This window comes from Micromonospora hortensis (assembly GCF_022230935.1).
GTDB lineage: Bacteria > Actinomycetota > Actinomycetes > Mycobacteriales > Micromonosporaceae > Micromonospora > Micromonospora hortensis.
In genome coordinates, this window is the sequence record NZ_JAKKFE010000044.1 from 20,321 (window position 1) to 43,388 (window position 23,068).

Annotated in this window: 22 protein-coding genes; 8 read left to right on the plus strand and 14 right to left on the minus strand. The window is 71.4% G+C overall.

Features of this window, described 5'->3' with window-relative positions:
- Positions 1–47: 47 nt before the first annotated feature.
- Positions 48–1,214, plus strand: a complete 1,167-nt coding sequence (locus NIE111_RS26285; protein ID WP_238687000.1) for a homogentisate 1,2-dioxygenase — start codon at positions 48–50, stop codon at positions 1,212–1,214.
- A gap of 158 nt (positions 1,215–1,372) precedes the next feature.
- Here the strand turns inward: NIE111_RS26285 and NIE111_RS26290 are convergent, their stop codons facing one another.
- Genes NIE111_RS26290 through NIE111_RS26305 form a run of 4 tightly spaced genes read right to left on the minus strand, consistent with a single transcriptional unit; the run spans position 1,373 to position 4,148 of the window.
- Positions 1,373–2,401 carry a tetratricopeptide repeat protein gene (locus tag NIE111_RS26290; protein ID WP_238687001.1) on the minus strand — a complete coding sequence of 343 codons (1,029 nt, stop codon included), beginning with the start codon at positions 2,399–2,401 and terminating at the stop codon, positions 1,373–1,375.
- Positions 2,402–2,411: 10 nt separating this feature from the next.
- Positions 2,412–2,897 (minus strand): 2-C-methyl-D-erythritol 2,4-cyclodiphosphate synthase, encoded by a 486-nt coding sequence (ispF, locus tag NIE111_RS26295; RefSeq protein WP_196924679.1) that lies wholly within the window; start codon positions 2,895–2,897, stop codon positions 2,412–2,414.
- Positions 2,898–2,910: 13 nt separating this feature from the next.
- Entirely contained in the window at positions 2,911–3,606 is a 696-nt protein-coding gene (gene ispD, locus NIE111_RS26300; RefSeq protein WP_238687002.1) for a 2-C-methyl-D-erythritol 4-phosphate cytidylyltransferase, read from the minus strand.
- 56 nt (positions 3,607–3,662) lie between these two features.
- Positions 3,663–4,148, minus strand: a complete 486-nt coding sequence (locus NIE111_RS26305) for a CarD family transcriptional regulator (RefSeq protein WP_007073334.1) — start codon at positions 4,146–4,148, stop codon at positions 3,663–3,665.
- Between the two features lie 328 nt (positions 4,149–4,476).
- Between NIE111_RS26305 and NIE111_RS26310 the strand changes: the two genes are divergently transcribed.
- Positions 4,477–5,169 (plus strand): hypothetical protein, encoded by a 693-nt coding sequence (locus NIE111_RS26310; RefSeq protein ID WP_238687003.1) that lies wholly within the window; start codon positions 4,477–4,479, stop codon positions 5,167–5,169.
- A 6-nt stretch (positions 5,170–5,175) separates the two neighbouring features.
- Here NIE111_RS26310 and NIE111_RS26315 read toward each other — a convergent pair whose 3' ends face one another.
- From NIE111_RS26315 to NIE111_RS26330, 4 genes are all read right to left on the minus strand, one after another.
- A complete protein-coding gene (locus NIE111_RS26315; RefSeq protein WP_238687004.1) occupies positions 5,176–5,829 on the minus strand; it encodes a hypothetical protein in 654 nt (217 codons plus the stop codon).
- A gap of 24 nt (positions 5,830–5,853) precedes the next feature.
- Positions 5,854–6,912 (minus strand): type III polyketide synthase, encoded by a 1,059-nt coding sequence (locus NIE111_RS26320; RefSeq protein WP_372488407.1) that lies wholly within the window; start codon positions 6,910–6,912, stop codon positions 5,854–5,856.
- Positions 6,913–6,997: 85 nt separating this feature from the next.
- The gene (locus NIE111_RS26325; protein WP_238687006.1) at positions 6,998–8,164 is read right to left on the minus strand and encodes an acyl-CoA dehydrogenase family protein; all 1,167 of its coding nucleotides are present in this window, start codon (positions 8,162–8,164) and stop codon (positions 6,998–7,000) included.
- A gap of 40 nt (positions 8,165–8,204) precedes the next feature.
- On the minus strand, positions 8,205–8,978 hold the full coding sequence (locus NIE111_RS26330) for a methyltransferase domain-containing protein (RefSeq protein WP_238687007.1): 774 nt from the start codon (positions 8,976–8,978) through the stop codon (positions 8,205–8,207).
- A gap of 46 nt (positions 8,979–9,024) precedes the next feature.
- On the opposite strand from NIE111_RS26330, the gene NIE111_RS26335 reads away from it, so the two are divergent.
- The 4 genes from NIE111_RS26335 (at position 9,025) to disA (ending at position 13,643) form a co-directional block, all read left to right on the plus strand.
- The gene (locus NIE111_RS26335) at positions 9,025–9,864 is read left to right on the plus strand and encodes a UbiA family prenyltransferase (RefSeq protein WP_372488413.1); all 840 of its coding nucleotides are present in this window, start codon (positions 9,025–9,027) and stop codon (positions 9,862–9,864) included.
- A gap of 140 nt (positions 9,865–10,004) precedes the next feature.
- Positions 10,005–10,784, plus strand: coding sequence for a hypothetical protein (locus NIE111_RS26340; RefSeq protein WP_238687009.1), 780 nt, complete (start codon positions 10,005–10,007; stop codon positions 10,782–10,784).
- Positions 10,785–10,869: 85 nt separating this feature from the next.
- The gene (gene radA, locus NIE111_RS26345) at positions 10,870–12,327 is read left to right on the plus strand and encodes a DNA repair protein RadA (protein ID WP_238687010.1); all 1,458 of its coding nucleotides are present in this window, start codon (positions 10,870–10,872) and stop codon (positions 12,325–12,327) included.
- Between the two features lie 131 nt (positions 12,328–12,458).
- Positions 12,459–13,643, plus strand: coding sequence for a DNA integrity scanning diadenylate cyclase DisA (gene disA / locus NIE111_RS26350; RefSeq protein WP_030327921.1), 1,185 nt, complete (start codon positions 12,459–12,461; stop codon positions 13,641–13,643).
- Positions 13,644–13,649: 6 nt separating this feature from the next.
- On the opposite strand, the gene NIE111_RS26355 is transcribed toward disA, so the two are convergent.
- The 3 genes from NIE111_RS26355 to NIE111_RS26365 form a co-directional block, all read right to left on the minus strand.
- Positions 13,650–14,366: a hypothetical protein gene (locus NIE111_RS26355; protein ID WP_238687011.1), complete on the minus strand. Its 717-nt coding sequence runs from the start codon at positions 14,364–14,366 to the stop codon at positions 13,650–13,652.
- Between the two features lie 106 nt (positions 14,367–14,472).
- On the minus strand, positions 14,473–15,045 hold the full coding sequence (locus NIE111_RS26360; RefSeq protein ID WP_238687012.1) for a peptide deformylase: 573 nt from the start codon (positions 15,043–15,045) through the stop codon (positions 14,473–14,475).
- Positions 15,042–15,554 carry a glycine cleavage system transcriptional repressor gene (locus NIE111_RS26365; protein ID WP_238687013.1) on the minus strand — a complete coding sequence of 171 codons (513 nt, stop codon included), beginning with the start codon at positions 15,552–15,554 and terminating at the stop codon, positions 15,042–15,044. The genes NIE111_RS26360 and NIE111_RS26365 overlap by 4 nt, the downstream gene beginning before the upstream one ends.
- 96 nt (positions 15,555–15,650) lie before the next feature.
- Here NIE111_RS26365 and NIE111_RS26370 point away from each other — a divergent pair, with 96 nt between their 5' ends.
- A complete protein-coding gene (locus tag NIE111_RS26370; protein WP_238687014.1) occupies positions 15,651–16,562 on the plus strand; it encodes an iron-sulfur binding domain-containing protein in 912 nt (303 codons plus the stop codon).
- Positions 16,563–17,174: 612 nt separating this feature from the next.
- Here the strand turns inward: NIE111_RS26370 and NIE111_RS26375 are convergent.
- The 3 genes from NIE111_RS26375 to lysS form a co-directional block, all read right to left on the minus strand.
- Positions 17,175–19,718: an ATP-dependent Clp protease ATP-binding subunit gene (locus NIE111_RS26375; protein ID WP_238687015.1), complete on the minus strand. Its 2,544-nt coding sequence runs from the start codon at positions 19,716–19,718 to the stop codon at positions 17,175–17,177.
- Between the two features lie 537 nt (positions 19,719–20,255).
- The gene (locus NIE111_RS26380; protein WP_036392792.1) at positions 20,256–20,600 is read right to left on the minus strand and encodes a histone-like nucleoid-structuring protein Lsr2; all 345 of its coding nucleotides are present in this window, start codon (positions 20,598–20,600) and stop codon (positions 20,256–20,258) included.
- 112 nt (positions 20,601–20,712) lie between these two features.
- Complete coding sequence (gene lysS, locus NIE111_RS26385; RefSeq protein WP_238687016.1) at positions 20,713–22,221, minus strand: lysine--tRNA ligase; 1,509 nt, start codon at positions 22,219–22,221, stop codon at positions 20,713–20,715.
- A gap of 88 nt (positions 22,222–22,309) precedes the next feature.
- Between lysS and NIE111_RS26390 the strand changes: the two genes are divergently transcribed.
- A complete protein-coding gene (locus NIE111_RS26390; RefSeq protein WP_238687017.1) occupies positions 22,310–23,050 on the plus strand; it encodes a class I SAM-dependent methyltransferase in 741 nt (246 codons plus the stop codon).
- Positions 23,051–23,068: the final 18 nt, after the last annotated feature.

Below are 23,068 nucleotides of genomic sequence, written 5' to 3' on the forward strand. Positions count from 1 at the left end.
ATTATCGGACGCCTTCGGCCGGTGAACGGGAAATATCGGGAGGCGAGATGCCGTACTACCGCAGCGTCGGCGAGGTGCCGCGCAAGCGCCACACCCAGTTCCGGCAGCCCGACGGCAGCCTCTACGCCGAGGAGCTGATGGGCCAGGAGGGCTTCTCCTCCGACTCGTCCCTGCTCTACCACCGGCACGCGCCCACCGCGATCCTGGCCGCCGACGAGTTCACCCCGCCCGCGTTCACCCGGGCACCGAACCTGCCGCTCAAGCCCCGCCACCTGCGCACCCACAAACTGGGCACCGGCGGCTCCGACCCCATCCTCGGCCGGCAGTACCTGCTCGCCAACGACGACGTACGGATCGGTTACGTCCTCGCCGACCGACCCTCACCACTGTTCCGCGATGCCACCGGCGACCACTGCCTCTACGTCGAGTCGGGCACCCTGCGGGTCGAGTCCCCGTTCGGGGTGCTGGACGCCGTCGCCGGCGACTACGTCGTCATCCCCACCTCGACCATCCACCGGCTGGTGCCCACCGGCGACCAGCCCGTCCGGCTGCTCGCCGTCGAGGCGTCCGGGCACATCGGCCCACCCAAGCGCTATCTCTCCGTACGCGGCCAGTTCCTGGAGCACTCGCCGTACTGCGAGCGGGACGTCCGCGGCCCCGACGCCCCGCTGCTCGTCGACGGCGAGGAGGTCGAGGTGCTGGTCCGGCACCGGCGCGGCTGGACCCGCTACGTCTACGCCCACCACCCGTTCGACGTGGTCGGCTGGGACGGGCACCTCTACCCGTGGGCGTTCTCCATCCACGACTTCGAGCCGATCACCGGCCGCATCCACCAGCCCCCGCCGGTGCACCAGACCTTCCAGGGCCCCAACTTCGTCATCTGCTCGTTCGTACCGCGCAAGGTCGACTACCACCCGCAGTCGATCCCCGTGCCGTACAACCACCACAACGTCGACTCCGACGAGATGCTCTTCTACACCGGGGGCAACTACGAGGCGCGGCGCGGCTCCGGCATCGAGCAGGGCTCGATCTCCCTGCACCCGTCCGGTTTCACCCACGGCCCCCAGCCGGGTGCCGCCGAGCGTTCCATCGGCGCTGACTACTTCGACGAACTGGCCGTCATGGTCGACACCTTCCGCCCGCTGGATCTCTGCGACGCCGCCAGCTCCTGCGAAGACGAGGGGTACGCCTGGACGTGGGCGCGTTCGGTGTAGTCGGCCTTTGGGGTTTCGCCGGAGCCCGCCCCGCTCCGGGCGGTCAGGCTTGATCCCTGCGCGGGTCGGGCTCCGGCGAAACCCTGACCTGGTCGAGCTACGTGACGCTGGTGATCTTTACGGGTTACGCCGGGGGTTGGGGCCGGGGTGGGGCTGGGTTAGCGGATGGCGGTTCGCGTGAATACGGCGAACTCGGCTACCGCCGTGACGGCGATGGCCAGCACCAGGGGCCACGGGGAGCCGACCATGGCGTACACCAGCAGCAGCAGCGGCGCGGCGGCCACGGCGTAGACGGCCAGCGCCATCGCCCGGTCCGAGTGCAGCAGAGCGGGCAGGACGGTCCGGGTCAGCCCGGGCAGCCGGGCTGCGAGCTGCCAGACGATGATCCCGCCGGTGAGCGCGGCGAGCACCGCCAGGACGCGGGACAACCCGTCGCCCGCCGACGCCGCGAACGCGACAAGCACCGCCGCCACCAGCGACCAGCCCGCGCCGTAGAGCACCAGGCGGTGCAGCCCGTACGCGAGCGTTCGTGGCGAGTCGATCCGGCTCGGGCTGACCGTCACCGCCTCGGCGACGTGCTCCAACGCCTCCGACCAGCGGCGCTGCTCGAGCCGCATGACACCCACGTCGTGGCCGGCCTCGCCGAGCCGCGGGTCCAGCCGCAGCGCCTCGCGGTAGGCCCGCTCGGCCAGGTCGAACAGGTTCAGGCGGGCGGCGACCAGGCTGAGCACCAGGTGCGCCTGCGGCTCCTGCGGGGCCAACTCGACACCGCGCCACGCCGCGTTCAGCGCCGGCTGACCGTTGCGGGTGCCGGCCAGGATCGCCGCCGCGCTCCGCTGGGCGTACGCGTCGGCCGGGCCGAGGGTGAGGATTTGATCGGCGGTGGCCGCCGACTCGCTGTAGCGCTCCAGGTCGGCCAGGGCCATGCCCCTGGCGACCAGCGGCGGCAGGGCCTCCGGCGCGGCGGCCACTGCCGTGTCGGCGGCGGTGAGCGCCTCGGCCGGGCGGCCGGCGGCCAGGTGCACCCGGGCCAGCATGGTGAGCGCGTCGACGTCAGCCGGCTGGAGGGCCAACCCGAAGGCCAACTCCCCGGCCGCCTCGTCGTAGCGGCCGAGTTCGCCGAGGAGTTGGGCCCGCTGGACGTAGCCGTCGGCGGCGGACTGGTCGGGGGCGGGGTCGCTGGACATCGCGGCGAGCTTAGGCGGCCGGCGCGTCGTACACCAGGGCCACAGCGACCCCGGCCAAGCCTTCCTCACGGCCGGCGAAGCCGAGCCCGTCGGTGGTCGCCGCCGAGACGGTGACCGGGGCGCCGACAGCGGCGGAGAGGACCTCCTGCGCCTCCGCGCGGCGGCGGCCGATCTTGGGGCGGTTGCCGATGACCTGCACGGACACGTTGCCGATCTCCAGGCCGGCGGCGCGCACCCGACGGGCCGTCTCGGTCAGCAGAGCCACCCCGGACGCGCCAGCCCACTCCGGCTGACCCACCCCGAAGGCGGAACCGAGATCACCGAGACCAGCGGCGGAGAGCAGCGCGTTGCAGGCGGCGTGCGCGGCCACGTCCGCGTCCGAGTGCCCGGCGAGGCCGTCCTGGTCGGGCCAGAGCAGCCCGGCCACCCAGCAGGGCCGACCCGGCTCGAACGCGTGCACGTCGGTGCCGATGGCCACCCGGGGAACGATCATGATCAGAGGGTACGCGTCAACCGGCTGCGGCAAGCAGATGCTCGGCCAGAGCCAGGTCGAACGGTCGGGTGATCTTCACTGCGTACTCCGAGCCGGGCACGCAGCTCACCGCGACGCCCTGCTTTTCGACCAGCCCGGCGTCGTCGGTGAGGGAGTCACCGGCGGCGGCGTGGGCGGCGCTGAGCACGGCCCGACGGAAACCCTGCGGGGTCTGCACCGCACGTAGGGCGGAACGGTCGACGGTGCCGAGCACCACCTCGTCGGCGTCGACTTCCTTGATCGTGTCGACGACCGGCAGGACCGGGATCACCGCGTCACGCCCGCCACGCACCGCCGCCGCGACGGATTCGACCAGCTCAGGTGGGGTGAGCGCCCGGGCGGCATCGTGCACCAGGACGATCGTCGGGCCGGCGGGCACCGCGGCCAGCGCGGCGGCCACCGACGCCTGTCGTTCGGCACCGCCGGGCACCACGATCACCGGGGCGACCGGGGCCAACAGCTCGCGGACGGCCTGCACCTCGGCGGCCGGCGCAGCCACGACGATGGTGTGCACCGACGGCGCGGCGGCCAGTCGACGCACTGCGTGCACCAACAGCGGCTCACCGGCGAGCAGGCGCAGCGCCTTGGGTCGGCCGGGGCCGAGCCGTACGCCGGCACCCGCCGCAGGCACGAGGACCGCGACGTCACCGCGCGGATTGAGCTGCGCGGTCACGTCGCGGTCCTCGGTGGTTTCTTCACTACGAAGTGGGTACGACGATGCTGTGCGGACTAGGCCTCGGTGAGGACCTTGTCGAGCAGCGTCTCCGCCTCATCCTTGGTGCTCTTCTCGGCCAGCGCGACCTCGCCGACGAGAATGTCGCGGGCCTTGGCGAGCATCCGCTTCTCGCCCGCAGAGAGGCCCCGCTCCCGCTCCCGGCGCCACAGGTCACGCACGACCTCGGCGACCTTCAGCGGGTTGCCGGAAGCCAGCTTTTCCAGATTGGCCTTGTAACGCCGCGACCAGTTGGTCGGCTCCTCGGTGTGCGGAGCCCGCAGAACGTCGAAGACCTTCCCGAGGCCCTCTTCGCCGACCACCTCGCGGACGCCCACGATCTCGGCGTTCTCGGCCGGCACCCGGACCGTCAGGTCACCCTGCGCGACCCTCAGGACGAGGTATTGCTTAGGCTCGCCCTTGATGACCCGAGTCTCGATTGCCTCGATGAGTGCGGCCCCGTGGTGGGGGTAAACAACGGTCTCGCCGACACTGAAAACCATAGGTTCGAAACCCCTTTCGCTGTGTCTAGGGTAACACGCTCAGGCACCGATGTCTCACCGATGTCCTGACCGTTGGCGCAGCTCAGGGGCCCTGTGAGAGGTCTTGCTTCAGCTTGACAGGCGGTCAAACCGATGGTTCGAACACGCTCCGTAACGCGGGAATGACTGCCCGGTACGGGTGAACAGAACGTCGAGATCAAGGGCTATGCGCTTCTCCCATGGTAGCCCGGTCAGCAGGACCGCGCCCAGATGTAGCGGGAGGAGCCCCTGGTGCGCGACCCTGGAGACCGAGCCGCACTCAGCTCTCGAGACGCTTCCAGGAGGTCCGATGGGCAAGCCGGACGCAGAGGGTCACGGGCCAGCCGACGGCCTGCCTGGCCTACCGCCCGAATGGGGCCGCGTGGTGGTCCCCGACGACGCCTCCGCGCTGGCCGCCGAGGCCGCTCAGGTCCGCCGTGAGCTGCGCGGGGCCAGTGGCCTCCCGGGCGGTTACCGGGCCCTGGGCCTGCCGCTGGTGGTCCTGCTGGTGGCGGTCCTCACCACGCTGGCCGGCCTGCTGGCGGTCACCTGGCCCCGGGCCAACCGCGGCGCCGACCGGCCGACTCCGGCCCCCTACTCACCACCCGCGACCCTCGTCGGTCGGGCGCTGCCCGCACTGGACCTGGTCGACGCGGACGACGCACCAGTGCCACTGCGCGGCCTGCTACCCGCCGTGATCATTCTGTTGGACGGCTGCCCCTGCCCGGACCGGGTCACCGACGCCCTGGCGGCCGCGCCCGCCGGCGTCTCCGTGGTCACCGTCAGCGCAGGGCGGACGGCCCCGACCAGGCCCACCATCGAGCGGCAGGCTCGCGCCCTGGCCGACCCCGCCGGAGGCCTGCGTTCGTTCCTGGGCCAGCCGGCCCGCCCCGGCGCCGCGACCGCCCTGCTGGTCGACCGGGCCGGCACAGTGACCCGGGTGCTGCCCGACCTGGGCGCTGTCGAGTCCTACCGGAGCGACTTGAACGCCCTCACCGCCTGAGCGGCCCTACTGGTGAGGGGGCAGGGCGACGAGCTGCGCCTCAATGTCGATGGGCCGGTCGACGGCCGACAGCGACACCTGGAACGGCCCGCCGCCGGGCAGCACCTCGGCGTTGGCGATCGTGCCGTCGCAGTCGATGCGCACCGGACCGTTGATCTTGGCTTCGTCACTCGTCACCGCCATCGTGCCGGGGCGGGTGCACCGGTACTGGAGCAGGTAGCGGGCGCCGTGGTTGCCGGCCTGCCGGGTCACTTCCTGGCCGGGGGCGAGGTCCCGCTGCTCCCGCCAGATCGTCTCCTGGAACAGGGGCAGGTCACCCGCCGAAAAGAGCGCCCGGGGATCACCCTCGATGTCGCTGATCGAGCCCGTCGCCGGGTCGATCACCAGTCGCGGGCCGCTTCGCACCCGGAGGACCTCGCCGGTGTCGGGGTCCATCCGCACCGTCAGCCGCTCATCAGGCTGCGCAGCCGCGAGGAGACGTTCCATCCGGGTGCTGACGCTCGGCCCGACCGATGGCAGCGCCGCCGCCGAAGGGATGCCCGTCCCGGCCGTCGACGCGGGCGCGGCGGCACGCCACCACCAGCCGCCGACAACCAGGACGGCCGCCGCCGCGCCAAACAGCACCACCGAGCGCAGCCGGTCGTCCGCCGTCGCATCCACCCCCCGAGCGTACCGGCCGGAGGCTCAGTCCTGTCGATCCAGCAGGGCTGCGTACAGGGTGAGGCCGGGGCCGAAGGCCAGCATGACGATGCGCCGAGCCGCAGGTGTCGCCCGACCCAACCGGTCCAGGATCAACAGCACGGTCGGCGACGAGCAGTTGCCGTGCTCGTCGAGCGTCGCCCGGGACGCCGCCAGCCCCAGCGGGGGCAGCGCCAACTCCCGCTCCACCACGTTGAGGATCCGTGGCCCGCCCGGGTGCACCGCCCAACCGTCCACCTCGGAGCTGGTGACGCCGTGCCGGGCCAACAGATCGTCGACCAGCCCTCGGACGTGCCTCGACAGCACCTGAGGCACCTTCGGCGACAACCCCATCCGGAACCCGGCGTCGGTGACGTCCCAGGTCATGTGGTCGGCGGTCGAGGTGTCGGTGACCGCGGTGACCTCGCGTACCGCGTACCCCGAGCCGCCCGGCACGACCACGGCGGCGACCGCGGCGTCCGAGAAGAGCGCGTGGGAGACGATCTGCTGGGTGTCCACCCGGGCGCTGGACGGCTGGATGTGCAGGCTGGTCAACTCCGCGCAGAGCAGCAGTGCCGGTCGCCCCCGGGCGGTGACGAAGTCACTCGCCGCGCCGAGCCCCGGCAACGCCGCGTAACAACCCATGTGGCCGATGAACATCCGCTGGGTGTCCGCTGCCATGCCCAGGTCCCGGGCGAGCAGGATGTCCAGCCCCGGGGTGGCGTACCCGGTGCAGGAACAGACGATGAACAGCCCGATGTCGCCGGCGCTCAGCCCGGCCGCGGTCAACGCCCGACCCACCGCCTCCTTGCCCAGCGGCAGCGCCTCCACCTGATAGCGGCGCATCCGGCGCTCGGTCGGCCAGTCCGAGACGTCCTCCAGCAGCGGATTGACCGCGGCCTGCCGACGGGTCACCCCCGAGTTGGCGAAGATTCGCTGGGCCAACGACCGGGTGGTGCCGGAGAAGTGCCGGGAGAAGAAGCCCTCCCACAACTCGGCCTGCGAAGCGGACGGCGGCTGCGCTGTCCCGAGCCCCGCGATCACTGGTACGAACACGATCCCCACCTCTCGTCAGATGCTGTCCTCCCCCTGGCCGTCCCACCAGCCACCTCGGCCGGTCGTTCCTCCGTGCGAGCCCCGTGCGGCGGGCTCACCAACGCGGTGCCGACCCGTCACGATCCGGGTCACCGCCCAGGGCGGCGATGCCGAGCCAGTCGGCGCAGACATCCGACGTGGCCGGGTGCAGCGAGCCGCAGCGGGCGTCGCGGTACAGCCGCTCCAGCGGATGTCCACGGCGGGTCGCCGACGTGCCCGCCGCCTCCAGCACCGACGCCGCCACCTCGGCGGCGGTGGTCCCGGCGAGCAGCTTCGCCCGCCACACCCAACGGTTGGTCTCCTCGTCACCGGGCGCCTCGTCCACCCGGCGGGCCGCCTCGGCCACCACCAACTGCGCGGCGGCCGTCGCCGCGTCCGCCCGACCCAGCCGGGCCCGCACCGCCGGCAGACCGGCCAGGTTGCGGGCGTTGAGGTGCTCGGCCGCCGCGTCGATCGCCGCACGGGCGACCCCCACGTAGACGGCCGCGTAGCTGGCCACCAACCAGTGCGGCATCAGCTGGGCCACCACCAGCGCGAGCCCCTCCACCCCACCGAGCAGCCGGTCGGCGGGCACTGTGACGTCCAGGTGCAGGTCGTGGGAAGAGGTGGCGCGCATGCCGAGCGAGTCCCAGGTCGGCTCCACCGTCAGCCCGTCGCCGGCCGGCACCAGGAACTGTGAGACCACCGACTGGTCGACCGCGCTGCGCGCCGCCACCAGGTAGCCGTCCGCGTGCCCGGCGCCGGAGCAGAAGGTCTTGCTGCCCTTGAGGTGCCAGCCCCCGTCGGTCGGCTCGTACGCCGTGGTCAGCTGGGACAGCCGCGCGCCCGCGCCACGCTCGCTCATGGCGACCGCGTACCAGGAACCCTGAGCAGCCGCGCTGAGCAGCCGGTCGCGAGCGGCCAGCGCCTCGTCCGGTACGCCCAGCGCCTCGGCCAACTCCTCGGTGACAGCGCCCAGAGCGCCGGTCACCGAAGCGTGCATGTTGAACACCAGGGCCGTCGCGCCGTTGCCCCGGGCAAGCTCAGTGGCCACCGAGGCGTACTCGGCGAAGGTGGCGCCCAGACCGCCGAGCGCCCGGGGGACCATCAGCCCGAACAGGCCGGCCTCGCGCAGGTCGGCGAAGTCGTCCACGGGGAAGGAACCGTCCCGGTCGTGCTCGGCCGCCCGCGCGGCGAACCGCGGCGCCAACCGGCGTGCTGCCTCAAGCGCGTGCACCGTCATCTCGTTCCTCCTCGGCGTTCCATACCCCGCCACGGCCTGACTATCCTTTGCGGACCCCCCGGCCCTGATAGAGCACGGCGGTGGAGCGGGTCGGCACGATGCGCGGCGCGCGGCCGGTGGGCACCGCCCCAGCCGTTCGGCTCGCGCGAGCGCGGCGCAGCAGCCAGGCGAGCATGCCGCCGACCTGCGGACGGATGCCCCGCAGGCGCAGGTCGACACCGTGTCGGGCGCACTCGGCCACCAGCGCCCGGGAGTCCACGAACAACTGTGGGTCGTGGATGCCACGGGGCACTGTCGGCAGCCGCTCGGCGATCCGGACCGCGACGAGCCGGGCCAACGCCGTGTCGTTCAGGGTGTCCAGCACCAGCACGCCACCGGGGCGCAGCAGCCGACACGCCTCGGCCACCGCGCGCGGCCAGGCCGGCACGTGCTCCAGCAACTCACCGGCCGAGACGACGTCGGCGCAGCCGTCGGGCAGCGGGACCGCTGTGGCATCACCCTGGACCACCAGCACCCCGTGTTCGGCCGCCTGGACGAGCGCCGAGCGGGTCAGATCCACCCCGACGTGGCGGTAGCCCTTGCCGGCCAGGTGTGGCGCGAGCAGGCCGGCGCCGCAGCCCAGATCGACAAGCAACGCGTCCGGACGGGTGGCCGGCGGCACCAGCGCGGCACGGGCCTCGGCCAGCCAGTGCAGCATCGCGAACGCACCATCCGGCCGCCACCACTCACCGGCCAGATCGTCGTACTGACGCGGGTCGTTTCGCGGCAGCACCCTCGGACCGGTGGGCGCCCCGGCCGCAGCCACGTCTCGCATGGAACCGAGCGTGGCACGACTGCTCGGTAACGACCAGACTTCCCTTATGTCGTCGAGGGTGTTAGGGCTGGTCAGAGCGAGCCATCCGGAACCGGCCGCGGCGGTGACCACGGTGGCCGGTCTGCTGGCCTGGGGAGTGGGCCACCAGCCGGCCGGAATCGTCTCGGTGGTGCTCGCCGTGCTGGCCAGCCAACTCGCCGTCGGCTGGACCAACGACGCGCTCGACGCCGAGCGGGACGCCACTGTGGGGCGTACCGACAAACCGGTCGCCAGTGGCGCGGTCGGTCGGCGCGTCACTGCCTGGGCCGCCGCTGCGGCCGCGGTGGCCTGCCCGCTGTTGGCGCTGACAACGAACCCGGTGGCGGCGTTCTGGCTGACGCTCGCCCTGGTCTCCGCCCTGCTCTACGACTGGCCGCTCAAGGCCACCGCGTTCTCGGTGCTGCCCTACGCCGTGTCGTTCGGCGCGCTGCCCGCCTTCGTGGTGCTGGCGCTGCCCGGTCAGCCGGCCCCGCCGGTCTGGCTGGTGACGGCGGCGGCCTGCCTGGGCGCCGGCGCGCACTTCGCCAACGTGCTGCCCGACCTGGCCGACGACGCCCGCACCGGCGTGCGCGGCCTGCCCCACCGGCTGGGCGCCGCCGGCAGCCGGGTGGCCGCGGCGGGTCTCCTCCTCGCGGCGACCGCGACACTGGTCCTCGGACCACCCGGGCCGCCGTCGACGATCGGCTGGGCGGCCGTCGGCACGGCCGCCGTGGTGCCGCCGCTGAGCTGGTACGCCGGGCGCTCGGCGATCCGGGCCGGCCGGCGGCCGGTGGCGGCCTTCCGGGCGGTGATGCTGGTGGCCCTCATCGACGTGGTTCTGCTGGTGGCGAGCGGTCGGGTGGTGTGAACGCCACCCGGGCAGGTGGCATTGCCGGGTCCGCGTGCGGGCCTCGATCAGTCCCAACTACCCTGGAGCGCGGTCTGCGCGGGTATGGCCACCGTGCCCGGCGTACGGCCCGGGTGGGGATTGTGACGAGGAGGACCGACGTGACGCGCTCGATCAGGGGATCCCGGCGGGCGGCCCTGTTGCTGTCCGGGATTACGGCGGCCAGTCTGCTGGCTTCCGGATGCGGCACCGGTCAGATCGCCGAGACCGCGTTGAAGGAGCCGTCGGTCCAGGGCGTCAACCTCACGACCAACAACGGCTCCTTCTCGGTGCGGGGCCTGCTCGTGGACTACCCGAGCCCCGAGGGCTACAAGGCCGGGCAGGACGCGGGGCTCGGCGCGGTGATCTACAACGACTCCAAGGAGACGGTGACTGTCACCGTCACCACGGAGAGCGCCCGTGAGGTGGTGATCAGCGGCGGCTCGGCGAGCCCGTCGCCGTCCGCCTCGGAGTCCGCCTCCATGAGCCCGTCGCCGTCCGGTTCGGCCAGCCCGTCGAACTCGACGTCCGGTTCGCCGAGCCCGTCGGCGACGCCCTCCGAGACCGGATCGTCCTCGGCCACCCCGTCCGCCCCGGAGTCGGCGCGGGCGTCCGGTTCGGCAAGCCCCTCCGCCCCGGGTCAGCCGGCCCGGATCGAGCTGGCGCCGCTGAGCTACATCCAGTTCAACTCCGAGTCCACCACGCAGCTTCGGCTGATCGGCCTGACCGAGGCGCTGCGCTCCGGCCAGAACGTCGTCGTGACCTTCGACTTCGGCAACGGCAACACTGTCACCGGGCAGGCGCCGGTCGCGGTGCCGCTCACCCCGGCAGCCCCTCCGTCGCCGATCATCGAGCGCGAGGGTGGCTACGAGGGCAACGAGGGTGGCACCACCCACGAGTGACCCGACCCGCACATCGACAAACGCCCCGGCGTGGTGACCACCACGCCGGGGTGTTTTCGTCGTACGCGAGGGCTAGCGTCCTGATGTGACCACCTCCCGATCGACCCCTCCACGTGGCGGCACGGCCGGTGCCGCCCGTGGTCGGTCCGCCGCCCGCGATCCGCGGCCGGCCTACCAGTGCGACGCCTGCGGTCACCAGCCGCCCAAGTGGGTGGGGCGCTGCCCGGAGTGCGGCGAGTGGGGGGCGGTGGTCGAGCACACGGTGACCGGCCCGACCGTCTCCGGTCGGGTGGTCAGCTCCCGGATGCCATCCGAGCCGGCCCGACCGATCGCCAGCATCAGCGCCGCTCCGGCCCGCGCCGTGCCCACCGGGGTGAGCGAGCTCGACCGGGTGCTCGGCGGTGGCCTGGTCCCCGGTGCCGTGGTGTTGCTCGCCGGCGAGCCCGGCGTGGGCAAGTCGACCCTCCTTCTCGATGTGGCGCAGCATTGGGCGGTCGGTGCCGGCAGCCCTTCGCTGGTGGTCAGCGGCGAAGAGTCGGTCAGTCAGGTGCGCCTGCGCGCCGAGCGGATGGGCACCCTGCACGAGCGGCTCTACCTCGCCGCGGAGAGCGACCTCGCCTCGGTGCTCGGTCACCTCGACGCGGTCAAGCCGGGCCTTCTGGTGCTCGACTCGGTGCAGACCATCTCGACCACCGGCACCGAGGGGGTGCCCGGTGGGGTGACCCAGGTCCGCGCGGTCACCGCCGCGCTGGTCTCGGTCGCCAAGGAGCGGGGCATCGCCACAGTGCTGGTCGGGCACGTCACCAAGGACGGCCAGGTGGCCGGGCCCCGGGTGCTGGAGCACCTGGTCGACGTGGTGCTGCACTTCGAAGGCGACAAGCACTCGTCGCTGCGCCTGGTGCGCGGCGTGAAGAACAGGTTCGGGGCGGCCGACGAGGTCGGCTGCTTCGAGATGCACGAGGGCGGCATCAGCAGCCTGGCCGACCCGTCCGGGCTGTTCCTGACCCGCTACGCGGAACCGGTCCCGGGCACCTGCGTGACGGTGGCCATGGAGGGGCGGCGGGCCCTGGTCACCGAGGTGCAGGCACTGATCGGCGCGACGGTGGCGGGTTCTCCCCGACGCACCGTCTCCGGCCTCGACTCGGCGCGACTGGCGATGGTGCTCGCGGTGCTGCAACGGCGCACCGAACGGCTGACCCTGCACGACCGGGAGGTCTTCGCCGCCACGGTGGGCGGGATCCGGGTGGTGGAGCCGGCCGCCGACCTGGCGGTGGCTCTGGCGGTCGCCTCCGGCGGGCTCAACCTGGCGATCGCGCCGCACCTGGTGGCGATCGGTGAGGTGGGGCTGACCGGCGAGGTGCGCCGGGTCGGGGCGGTGCCGCGCCGGCTGGCCGAGGCCGCTCGGCTGGGGTTCAAGGTGGCCCTGGTGCCGCCCGGCTGCGGCCCGGCCAGCACCGGCGCGGGCCCCGAGCAGATGCGCGTGACCGAGGTCACCGACGTCCGTGCGGCCCTGCACCATGCGGCCCGCGCGTCCGCCGAGTGACCCGCCGTGCCGACGAGGGCGGCCAAACCGGACAGCACGTCGCAAGCGGGAAACGTTGGAAAGGGCGGCATCGTGACACATCACAGTAACCACGACAGCACCCACCGCACGGCAGTCCGTAGACTGTGCCCGTGCCGATCGACCGCGATACCACCAAGCCAGCCGGCGCGCCGCCCCAGGCCCGCACCGGCGCCGTGGGCTCGCCCGCCCGCCCGATCAGCGTGAGCGTGACTGCGGGAGCCGCCGGGAGCGCCGGAGATCCGCTACGCGCCAATCTCGCCCTGATGGCCCCGGGCACCGCCCTGCGCGACGGTCTGGAGCGCATCCTGCGGGGTCGCACGGGCGCGCTCATCGTGCTCGGCTACGACAAGGTGGTCGAGGGCCTCTGCACCGGCGGCTTCCCGCTGGACGTGGAGTTCTCCGCGACCCGCGTGCGTGAGCTGTGCAAGATGGACGGCGCTGTCGTGCTCTCCAGCGACGGCACCAGGATCGTCCGGGCGGCAGTGCACCTGATGCCCGACCCGTCCATCCCGACGGAAGAGTCCGGCACCCGGCACCGCACCGCCGAGCGGGTGGCCCGCCAGACCGGCTATCCGGTCATCTCGGTCAGCCAGTCCATGCGGATCATCAGCCTCTACGTCAACGGCCAACGGCACGTGCTCGACGACTCGGCGGCCATCCTCTCCCGCGCCAACCAGGCGCTCGCCACCCTGGAGCGCTACAAGCTCCGGCTGGACGAGGTCTCCGGCACGCTCTCCGCCCTGGAGATCGAGGATCTGGTCACCGTGCGGGACGCGGTGGCAGTGGTGCAGCGACTGGAGATGGTTCGCCGGATCGCCGACGAGATCGCCGGCTACGTGGTGGAGCTTGGCACCGACGGCCGCCTGCTCGCCCTCCAACTCGACGAGCTGATGGCCGGCGTGGACGCCGACCGGACGCTGGTCATCCGGGACTACCTCCCCGTCGGCCGCAAGTCGCGCACGCTGGACGAGGCTCTCGTCGAGCTGGACCTGCTCGGTGCCACCGAGCTGATCGACCTGGTGTCGGTGGCCAAGGCGATCGGCTACCCGGCCGCGTCCGACGCGCTCGACGCCGCGGTCAGCCCGCGCGGCTTCCGACTGCTGGCCAAGGTGCCCCGGCTGCCGGTGGCGGTGGTCGATCGCCTGGTGCTGCACTTCGGCAGCCTCCAGCGTCTGCTCGGCGCGACAGTGGAGGACCTGCAGGCCGTCGAAGGAGTCGGCGACGCTCGGGCCCGTGGCGTCCGTGAGGGGCTGTCCCGGCTTGCCGAGGCATCCATCCTGGAACGCTACGTCTGACCCGGCTCAGCCGGTGACGGTGAGCTTCACCGGGTCGCTGAGCTTCGTGCCGACCCGAGCGAACACCTGGTACGACCCGGCCGGCGGGAACGGCCCGTTGGCGAGCGCGCCGTCACAGCGGCTGGTGTCCCGCCCGTTCCACGGCACCTGGTAGGAGCGCTCGAAATTCGGCGTGAAGGACTGCACGTCCGAGCCCTCGACCTTGCCGCAGGTGTCCGACGACCAGACCTTCTCGGCCCCGGACTTGATGAAGATCTCCTGGAGGTCGGCGCCGACGTTGCGGCTGCACGTCCGGTCCGACGTGTTCTTGATCCGCAGTTGCAGCTCGACCACAGCGCCCCGCTGAACAGAGGTCGGGCTCGCCGACGAGACCACGCTGATTTCCTCGTCGGTGCAGGCGCCGTCGTCCTCCGAACCGGCCGCCGCGCCCAGTGGCGGTGTGTTGCTAGTGATCGCCGGGCTCGGACTCGTCGCACCCGAATCAGCGGACGCGGACGACGAAGGACCGCCGGTCTGCGGTGTCAGCACCGGCCCAGCGGGACCTGATGTCGCGGCGGACGTCGCCGACGGCGAACCTCCCGCCTTCGGCTCCTTGTCGCCGGAACGACCCGAACCGGTACAGGAGTAGAGCAGGACAATCAGGAACAGGAACCCCGCTCCGAGTACGACGGCGCGACGCCGCCAGTACACGGCGGGTGGCAGGGGGCCGACCGTCAGACGCATGATGCCCTCCACCGTAGCCGCGCCGTACCCGGCAGTGCGGCGCGACGCGCCGGAGCCACTCCGAGGCGCCCGCGCCACCCTCCATTGAGGACGGCCCAGCACCCGATCACAGGTAGACCTTGCGCTGATAGACCGCGTGCGCACCGGCCACCCGGTCCAGGAAGAGTAGCCCCGCGCAGTGGTCGATCTCGTGCTGCAACGCCCGAGCCTCGAAGCCGTCGGTCACCAGCCGGACCGGCACGCCGCTGCCCGGCAGGTCACCCTCCACCACCAGCCGGCTGGCCCGCTTCACGTCCCCGGTCAGGTCCGGCACCGACATGCAGCCCTCCCGGCCCGGCTTCCACCGCGTCGCCTCGACCACGCGCGCATTGCACAACACGAAGGTGCCGTGCACCGTCACCGCCTTCGGGTGCCCCGTCACGTCGACGGCGAAGACCCGAGCGCCCACCCCGACCTGCGGCGCGGCCAGCCCGACGCAGCCCGGCGAGACCTTCATCGTGGCTATCAGGTCCGCGGCGAGTTGGACGGTCTCCTTCGCCGTGGGGTCGACCTCGTCGGCGGCCCGACTCAGCACCGGATGCGGGGCCGACACCACCGCCCGCACCTCACCCGGCACGTCCAGCGACTCCGGTGTCCACTCCCCCAGGCCGACCTCCGGCCCGCGCTCCTCGCCGTTCACAACAGGTCCGGGTCCGCCGGCCGGAGAGTGACCTCCACGCCCAGCTCGGCAGCCGTCCGGTGCAGCCGATCGAGCACAGTGTCCGCCACACCGGCCGGCAACTCGACCTCCGCCAGGACCACGTAGAGCGCACCGGTCAACCGGGTACTCAGGTCGGTGACATTCCCCCCGGCATCCACCAGCACCCGCGTCATCGCCGCGACGATCCCCATCCGGTCCGAACCGTGCACCGCCATCACGTACGGCTCACCCACCGGAGGAACATCGCCGTCCGGGGTGACCGCGCGTACCGTCGCCAGCAGCTGACCCTCGGCGGCCAGCGACGCCAGTGCGGCCTCGACCTCGGCGGCGGCCGGGCCGGTACAGATGAGGGTCATCGCGAAATGCCCCCGCAGCCGCGTCATCGTGCTGTCGGTGAGGTTCGCGCCCAGTCGGGCCAGCACCTCCGCGACGTCGGCAACGATGCCCGGCCGGTCCCGACCGATGACGGTGATCGCGAGCTCGTTCATCCGCGCATTCTCCCCTGTCCACCGAACGAGGACGTGGCACCCCGCCCGAGCCGCCCACCCAACGGGAACGCCGGGCGTGACATCATCGACGACGCCATGACTCAACCCGACTTCGCCACCGTGGTCAGCCGGTGGTTCCAGCAGCACGCCCGTGACCTGCCGTGGCGCGAGCCCGGCGTCACCCCGTGGGCCATCCTGGTCAGTGAGGTCATGCTCCAGCAGACACCCGTGGTCCGGGTGGTGCCAGCCTGGCAGGCGTGGCTGGCCCGCTGGCCGGAGCCAGCCGCGTTGGCAGCGGACACGCCAGCCGAGGCCATCCGGATGTGGGGACGCCTCGGCTACCCCCGTCGGGCGGTCCGCCTACGCGAATGCGCTGTCGCGATCGTGGACCGGCACGGCGGCCAGGTGCCGGACCGGCTGGAGCAACTGCTCGCACTGCCCGGCGTCGGCACGTACACAGCGCGGGCGGTCGCCGCCTTCGCATACGGACAGCGGCACCCCGTCGTCGACACCAACGTACGCAGAGTCGTATGCCGGGCGGTGGCCGGCGAACCGGACGCCGGGCCTGTCACCCGACCGGCGGACCTCGTCGCCACCGAAGAACTACTCCCGACTGAGCCGGCCGCAGCGGCACTGGCCAGCGCCGCGTTCATGGAACTGGGCGCGGTGATCTGCACAGCCCGGTCACCGCGCTGCACCGCCTGCCCCGTCGAGTCGGTCTGCGCCTGGCGGGCGTCCGGCCAGGAGGCGCCGGCCGGGCCGACCCGCCGACCCCAGCGGTACGCGGGCACCGACCGACAGGTCCGCGGTCTACTGCTCGGAGTGCTCAGGGACAGCACCGGCCCGGTCCCACACCAGCGGTTGGACCAGGTCTGGACCGACGACGTGCAACGCGCCCGCGCCCTCGCCGGGCTGGTGCAGGACGGACTGGTCGAAGCCGCCGGCACCGACTCCTTCCGCCTGGTCGGTGACGGCCCGTCCCTGCCGACCGCGGACCTCACTACCTGACCTCCGCGCATCCTGCGCATCCTGCGCGCCGACCGACGGCCGCACGCCCACACGCCGCCCCACGCCCGAGGCCCGACGGGCCACGCGCCACGCGCCACGCGCGAAGGCCGGCCGATCGGCGCCCTTCCACACCAAGATCGCGCTCGATCCTGGATGTAGTGGTGTCGGGCGCATCGGATGCCACTACATCAAGGATGTAGCGCGATCTTGAGGGCCGAGGCCTCCACGGGAGCGAGGCCGCCGGCAAGCTCACCCTTCCCCACCAATACGCGCCACAACATCAGGGAAAGTGCTGCCTCCGGACGCCGCGAGGCAGCACTTTCCCTGGTGTTGCGGGGATCTTGCCGGGCGCGGCAGCGTGAGAGCGCCGCAAGCGGGCGGGGTGCGAGCGGGGTGCGTCGGGCGCGGTGCGGGCGCGGCGCGGGCGGGGCGTGGTGCGGGCGGGGTCCGGGCGCGGTGCGGGCGGGGCGGGGTGCGGGCGTGGTGCGGGCGGAGTGCGACGCCGAGGCTGGCCGGGAGAGCACGAGCAGGGGCCGGCGAGGTGATTGGGACGCAACAAAGGCGGGGCCCCGGTGGCTTGCGCCACCGGGGCCCCGCCCCTTGCTGGTTGTGTTACTCGTCCACTCCCGCGGCGGCGGTGCCAGCGGCAGTGCCACCGAGATCGGCCGGGACGGCATCCGGAACTTCGACCGGCTTGTCCGAGCCCCGGAAGACGAGCTTGGAATTGTCGATGTCGTCCGGGTCGCCCTCGCAGTCCACCACGACGATCTGACCTGGGGTCAGCTCGTTGAACAGGATCCGCTCGGAGAGGTTGTCCTCGATGTCGCGCTGGATCGTGCGACGAAGCGGACGGGCACCGAGCACCGGGTCGAAGCCCTTCGCGGCCAGGTACTTCTTGGCGTTGTCGGTCAGCTCCAGACCCATGTCCTTGTTCCGCAGCTGGCCCTCGATCCGCTGGATCATGATGTCCACGATCGAGAGGATCTCGGTCTGGCGCAGCTGGTGGAAGACGATGGTGTCGTCGATCCGGTTGAGGAACTCAGGCCGGAAGTGCTGCTTGAGCTCGTCGTTGACCTTCTGCTTCATCCGGTCGTAGTTGGACTCGGAGTCCTCCGACTGCTGGAAGCCCAGCGACACCGCCTTGGCGACGTCACGGGTGCCCAGGTTGGTGGTCAGGATGATGACCGTGTTCTTGAAGTCCACGATCCGACCCTGACCGTCGGTGAGCCGACCGTCTTCGAGGATCTGCAGGAGCGTGTTGAACACGTCCGGGTGGGCCTTCTCGATCTCGTCGAAGAGGACCACCGAGAACGGCCGACGTCGCACCTTCTCGGTCAGCTGCCCGCCCTCGTCGTAGCCGACGTAGCCGGGAGGGGCACCCACGAGCCGGGAGACCGTGTAACGGTCGTGGAACTCGGACATGTCCAGCTGGATGAGGGAGTCCTCGCTGCCGAAGAGGAACTCGGCGAGCGCCTTGGACAGCTCGGTCTTACCGACACCGGATGGGCCGGCGAAGATGAACGAGCCCGACGGGCGCTTCGGGTCCTTCAGGCCGGCCCGGGTACGCCGGATCGCCTTCGAGACCGCCTTGACCGCGTCCTCCTGGCCGATGACGCGCTTGTGCAGCTCGTCCTCCATGCGCAGCAGGCGCGAGGTCTCCTCCTCGGTCAGCTTGTAGACCGGGATGCCAGTCCAGTTGCCGAGCACCTCGGCGATCTGCTCGTCGTCAACCTCGCTGACGACGTCCAGGTCACCGGCCTTCCACTCCTTCTCCCGCTGAGCCTTCTGCCCGAGGAGCTGCTTCTCCTTGTCGCGCAACTGGGCGGCGCGCTCGAAGTCCTGCGCGTCGATCGCGGACTCCTTGTCGCGACGCACCTGGGCGATGCGCTCGTCGAAGTCACGCAGGTCTGGCGGCGCGGTCATCCGACGGATCCGCATCCGGGCACCGGCCTCGTCGATCAGGTCGATCGCCTTGTCCGGGAGGAAGCGGTCGGAGATGTACCGGTCGGCCAGGGTCGCGGCAGCCACGAGAGCGGCATCCGTGATCGAGACGCGGTGGTGAGCCTCGTAGCGGTCCCGCAGGCCCTTGAGGATCTCGATGGTGTGGGCCAGCGACGGCTCACCCACCTGGATCGGCTGGAAGCGGCGCTCGAGAGCGGCGTCCTTCTCCAGGTGCTTGCGGTACTCGTCGAGCGTGGTGGCACCGATGGTCTGCAGCTCACCACGGGCCAACATCGGCTTGAGGATGCTCGCGGCGTCGATCGCGCCCTCGGCGGCACCCGCACCCACCAGGGTGTGGATCTCGTCGATGAACAGGATGATGTCGCCGCGGGTGCGGATCTCCTTGAGTACCTTCTTGAGGCGCTCCTCGAAGTCACCGCGGTAGCGGGAACCGGCGACGAGCGCGCCCAGGTCGAGCGTGTAGAGCTGCTTGTCCTTGAGGGTCTCGGGCACCTCGCCCTTGATGATCTTCTGGGACAGGCCCTCCACCACGGCGGTCTTGCCGACGCCGGGCTCACCGATCAGGACCGGGTTGTTCTTGGTACGGCGGGAGAGCACCTGCATGACCCGCTCGATTTCCTTCTCGCGCCCGATGACCGGGTCGAGCTTGCCCTCGCGGGCGGCCTGAGTCAGGTTGCGGCCGAACTGGTCCAGCACCAGGCTGGTCGACGGCGCGGCCTCACCCGGCGCGGCGCCCGCCGCGGCAGGCTCCTTGCCCTGGTAGCCGGAGAGCAGCTGGATCACCTGCTGGCGGACCCGGTTGAGGTCGGCGCCGAGCTTGACCAGCACCTGGGCGGCGACGCCCTCGCCCTCACGGATCAGCCCGAGCAGGATGTGCTCAGTGCCGATGTAGTTGTGGCCGAGCTGCAGCGCCTCGCGCAGCGACAGCTCCAGCACCTTCTTGGCCCGCGGCGTGAACGGGATGTGCCCGCTCGGCGCCTGCTGGCCCTGGCCGATGATCTCCTCGACCTGCTGGCGGACGCCCTCCAGGGAGATGCCGAGGCTCTCCAGGGCCTTTGCCGCGACGCCTTCACCTTCGTGGATCAGGCCCAGCAGGATGTGTTCCGTACCGATGTAGTTGTGGTTGAGCATCCGGGCCTCTTCTTGGGCCAGGACGACAACCCGTCGCGCTCGGTCGGTGAACCGCTCGAACATGCCCTCGTGCTCCTCACGTGCCGTGCGCCTTGATGGTCAAGATCTTGGCGGGGCCGGTGCACGAACGTCCAGGACGGGCGTCCGTGCCTCCTTACTCTATCGTCGCCGACCGACTCAGCTGAGGTCGTGTGTCTCTGCTCTGGGTCGGTTCCACGTCGTTTTGAACAACCGTCCGCGCTCAGGAGGTGTTCCGGTAGCCCTGTCGCTACGCGCAGAGCGAAATCCGACTGGGTCGACGGAAGCCCGATCGGGGGTCCGGAAGCGCTCCGGGAGGCCCTGGAGGGCGAACCGGCGGTCGCGACGAGTGCCGCGCCGGGCCCCTGGGGAAGGTTGTCCACAGGCTGTGGATGGCTGTTCCACTGGTTGTGGACAACGTCGATTGGCCCGGAATGCTTCCCAGCCCCGGACGGGCACGAGACGCCGCCCCGGACGGGCACGACGACCGCGCCCGGATACGGCGACGCCGGCCCGGAGGACTCCTCCGGCCCGGCGTCGGTGTCGCCTGCGGTGGCGGCTGGCCACCAAGCTGCTGACGGATCAGCGCTTCGCGTGGAACTCGTCCACGATCTCCTGCGGGATACGACCCCGGTCCGAGATGTCCTTGCCGGCCTTCTTGGCCCACTCCCGGATCGCCTTGTTCTGTTCCCGATCGGCGGTCGCGCCACCCCGACCGCGGGCAGCCCGCCCACCGATCACGACACCACCCCGGCCGACCTTGGTGCCAGCGCCCACGTACGACGCAAATGCATCGCGCAATTTCGCGGCGTTGGCGCTCGACAGGTCGATCTCGTACTGAACGCCGTCGAGGGCGAACTTGACGGTCTCGTCCGCGTCCCCGCCGTCCAGGTCATCGACCAGCTTGTGAATGATCTGCTTGGCCACGTCCCACATTCCTTTCGAGCAGGGTGCTCCTGCTAACGAGAGCACAATAACCCGCGCGCCGCTCGTCGCGTCAATAGGATCCGGTTACGGCTCGGCGTACGCCCGGACGGGACTACTCCTGGCGGACCAACGGGAAGAGGATCGTTTCCCGAATTCCGAGGCCGGTCAGGGCCATCAAGAGCCTGTCGATTCCCATTCCCATACCGCCGGCCGGCGGCATTCCATACTCCATCGCCCGAAGAAAGTCCTCGTCGAGCCGCATCGCCTCGTCGTCGCCACGGGCGGCCAACTGGGCCTGGGCGACCAGTCGCTCGCGCTGCACGATCGGGTCGACCAGCTCGGAGTACCCGGTGCCCAACTCGAAGCCGAGCACGTACAGGTCCCACTTCTCGGCCAGCCCCGGCTCGCTGCGGTGCGCCCGGGTCAGCGGGCTGGTCTCCTCCGGGTAGTCCCGCACGAAGGTGGGCGCCTGCAGGCCGGGGACGACCAGTTCCTCGAACAGTTCCTCGGCCAGCTTGCCCGAGCCCCACTTCGGGTCCACGGCCAATCCCACCTTGTCCGCGTACTCCACCAGACGGGACCGTTCGGTACGGACGGTGACCTCCTCGCCCAGCGCTTCGGAAAGCACACCGAACAACGTCACGGACCGCCACTCGCCACCCAGGTCGAACTCCCGCCCGTCGGCATGGGTCACCACCGTCGAGCCGCTGACCGCGATCGCGGCCTGTTGCACGAGATTACGGGTCAGCTCGCCGATCGTGTCGTAGTCGCCGTACGCCTGGTACGTCTCCAGCATCGCGAACTCCGGCGAGTGCGAAGAGTCGACACCCTCATTACGGAAGTTGCGGTTGATCTCGAAGACGCGGTCGACGCCGCCGACCACAGCGCGCTTGAGAAACAGTTCCGGAGCGATTCGCAGATACAGATCGGTGTTCAACGCATTGCTGTGGGTCACGAACGGTCGGGCCGTCGCTCCGCCATGCAGCAGTTGCAACATCGGCGTTTCCACCTCGATGAAGCCCTGCCCGTGCAGTGAATCGCGCAGACTGCGTACCGCGGCGGCCCGGGTGCGCACCATCTCCCGTGCCTGCGGCCGGACGATCAGGTCGACGTAACGCTGCCGGACGCGCGCCTCCTCGGAGAGGGGCTTGTGGGCCACCGGCAACGGTCGCAGCGCCTTGGCGGTCATTTCCCACTGCTGGGCCAGCACCGACAGCTCACCCCGACGGCTGGTGATCACCTCGCCGGTGACGCCGACGTGGTCGCCGAGGTCGACGAGGCGCTTCCACGCCTCCAGCCGCTCCGGCCCGACCCGGTCCAGGGAGAGCATCGCCTGCAACTCGGTGCCGTCGCCGTCCCGGAGGGTGGCGAAGCAGAGCTTGCCCGTGTTGCGGACGAAGATCACCCGGCCGGTGACGGCGACCTGGTCGCCGGTGGCGGTGTCGGTGGGCAGGTCGGCGTAGGCCGACCGGACCTGCGCCAGTGTGGTGGTGCGGGGAAAGCCGACCGGGTAGGGCTCGACGCCCTCGGCGAGCATCCGGTCCCGCTTCTCCCGGCGGACCTTCATCTGCTCGGGAAGGTCGTCGGCGGGGTCCACTGGCACGGGGTTCTGCTCGGTCACGGCACGCTTCCTCGTCACGGAGATACAGGGGGTCAGGCCCGAGCGTACTCAAGCGGCCCGGAGGCCGTTACGGGATAACCTGCCCGTCATGGTCGATCACACTCACGCCCTGTCGTTCGGTGCCGCCGCGAGTGATTACGACCGGTTTCGGCCACGTTATCCCGAGGCTGCGGTCCGGTGGGCACTCGACGGGCTGAGCGAAGCCCGGGTGGTCGACCTCGCCGCGGGCACCGGCATCCTGACCCGCGCTGTGCTGGCAGTGGGTCACGAGGTCGTACCGGTCGAGCCCGATCCGGGGATGCGGGCGCAGCTCGCTGCCAGCACCACGGGCACGACGGCTCTGTCGGGCAGCGCCGAGGCCATGCCGCTGCCCGACTCGACGGCGGACGCGGTGCTGGTCGGGACGGCGTACCACTGGTTCGACCGGGAGCCCGCGCACGCCGAGATCGCCCGGGTGCTCCGCCCCGGCGGCACCTTCGCCCCCATCTGGAACATCCGGGACGGCAGCGTCGACTGGGTGGCGGAGCTGGGTCGCATCGCCCACTTCGGGGACAAGTCGACCAGCCAGCTCTTCGGCGAGCACCCCGACTTCGGCCCCGCGTTCGACGCCGTCGACAAGCGCGAGTTCACGCACCGCACCACGCTCACGCGGGACGAGGTGCTCGGCATGGTCCGCACCCGCTCGTACTGGCTCACCGCCTCCACCGACGATCAGCGGCGGGTCGAGCGGGAACTGACCGAACTCCTGGACACCCACCCCGCCCTGTCTGGCCGGGACGCCATCGAGCTGCCGTACCGGACGCTGGTGCTGCGCGCCCGGCGACGCTGACGCCCGCACGAGGCCGGC

Excerpts from the sequence above, each read along its gene's own strand:
- NIE111_RS26370 (WP_238687014.1), top strand. The coding sequence starts at position 15,651 with ATGACTCAACCCGACTTCGCCACCGTGGTCAGCCGGTGGTTCCAGCAG.
- NIE111_RS26305 (WP_007073334.1), bottom strand. The coding sequence starts at position 4,148 with ATGGTTTTCAGTGTCGGCGAGACCGTTGTTTACCCCCACCACGGGGCC.
- NIE111_RS26330 (WP_238687007.1), bottom strand. The coding sequence starts at position 8,978 with ATGCGAGACGTGGCTGCGGCCGGGGCGCCCACCGGTCCGAGGGTGCTG.
- NIE111_RS26355 (WP_238687011.1), bottom strand. The coding sequence starts at position 14,366 with ATGCGTCTGACGGTCGGCCCCCTGCCACCCGCCGTGTACTGGCGGCGT.
- NIE111_RS26365 (WP_238687013.1), bottom strand. The coding sequence starts at position 15,554 with ATGAACGAGCTCGCGATCACCGTCATCGGTCGGGACCGGCCGGGCATC.
- NIE111_RS26390 (WP_238687017.1), top strand. The coding sequence starts at position 22,310 with ATGGTCGATCACACTCACGCCCTGTCGTTCGGTGCCGCCGCGAGTGAT.
- NIE111_RS26335 (WP_372488413.1), top strand. The coding sequence starts at position 9,025 with ATGTCGTCGAGGGTGTTAGGGCTGGTCAGAGCGAGCCATCCGGAACCG.
- NIE111_RS26285 (WP_238687000.1), top strand. The coding sequence starts at position 48 with ATGCCGTACTACCGCAGCGTCGGCGAGGTGCCGCGCAAGCGCCACACC.
- NIE111_RS26325 (WP_238687006.1), bottom strand. The coding sequence starts at position 8,164 with ATGACGGTGCACGCGCTTGAGGCAGCACGCCGGTTGGCGCCGCGGTTC.
- NIE111_RS26375 (WP_238687015.1), bottom strand. The coding sequence starts at position 19,718 with ATGTTCGAGCGGTTCACCGACCGAGCGCGACGGGTTGTCGTCCTGGCC.
- NIE111_RS26290 (WP_238687001.1), bottom strand. The coding sequence starts at position 2,401 with ATGTCCAGCGACCCCGCCCCCGACCAGTCCGCCGCCGACGGCTACGTC.
- NIE111_RS26310 (WP_238687003.1), top strand. The coding sequence starts at position 4,477 with ATGGGCAAGCCGGACGCAGAGGGTCACGGGCCAGCCGACGGCCTGCCT.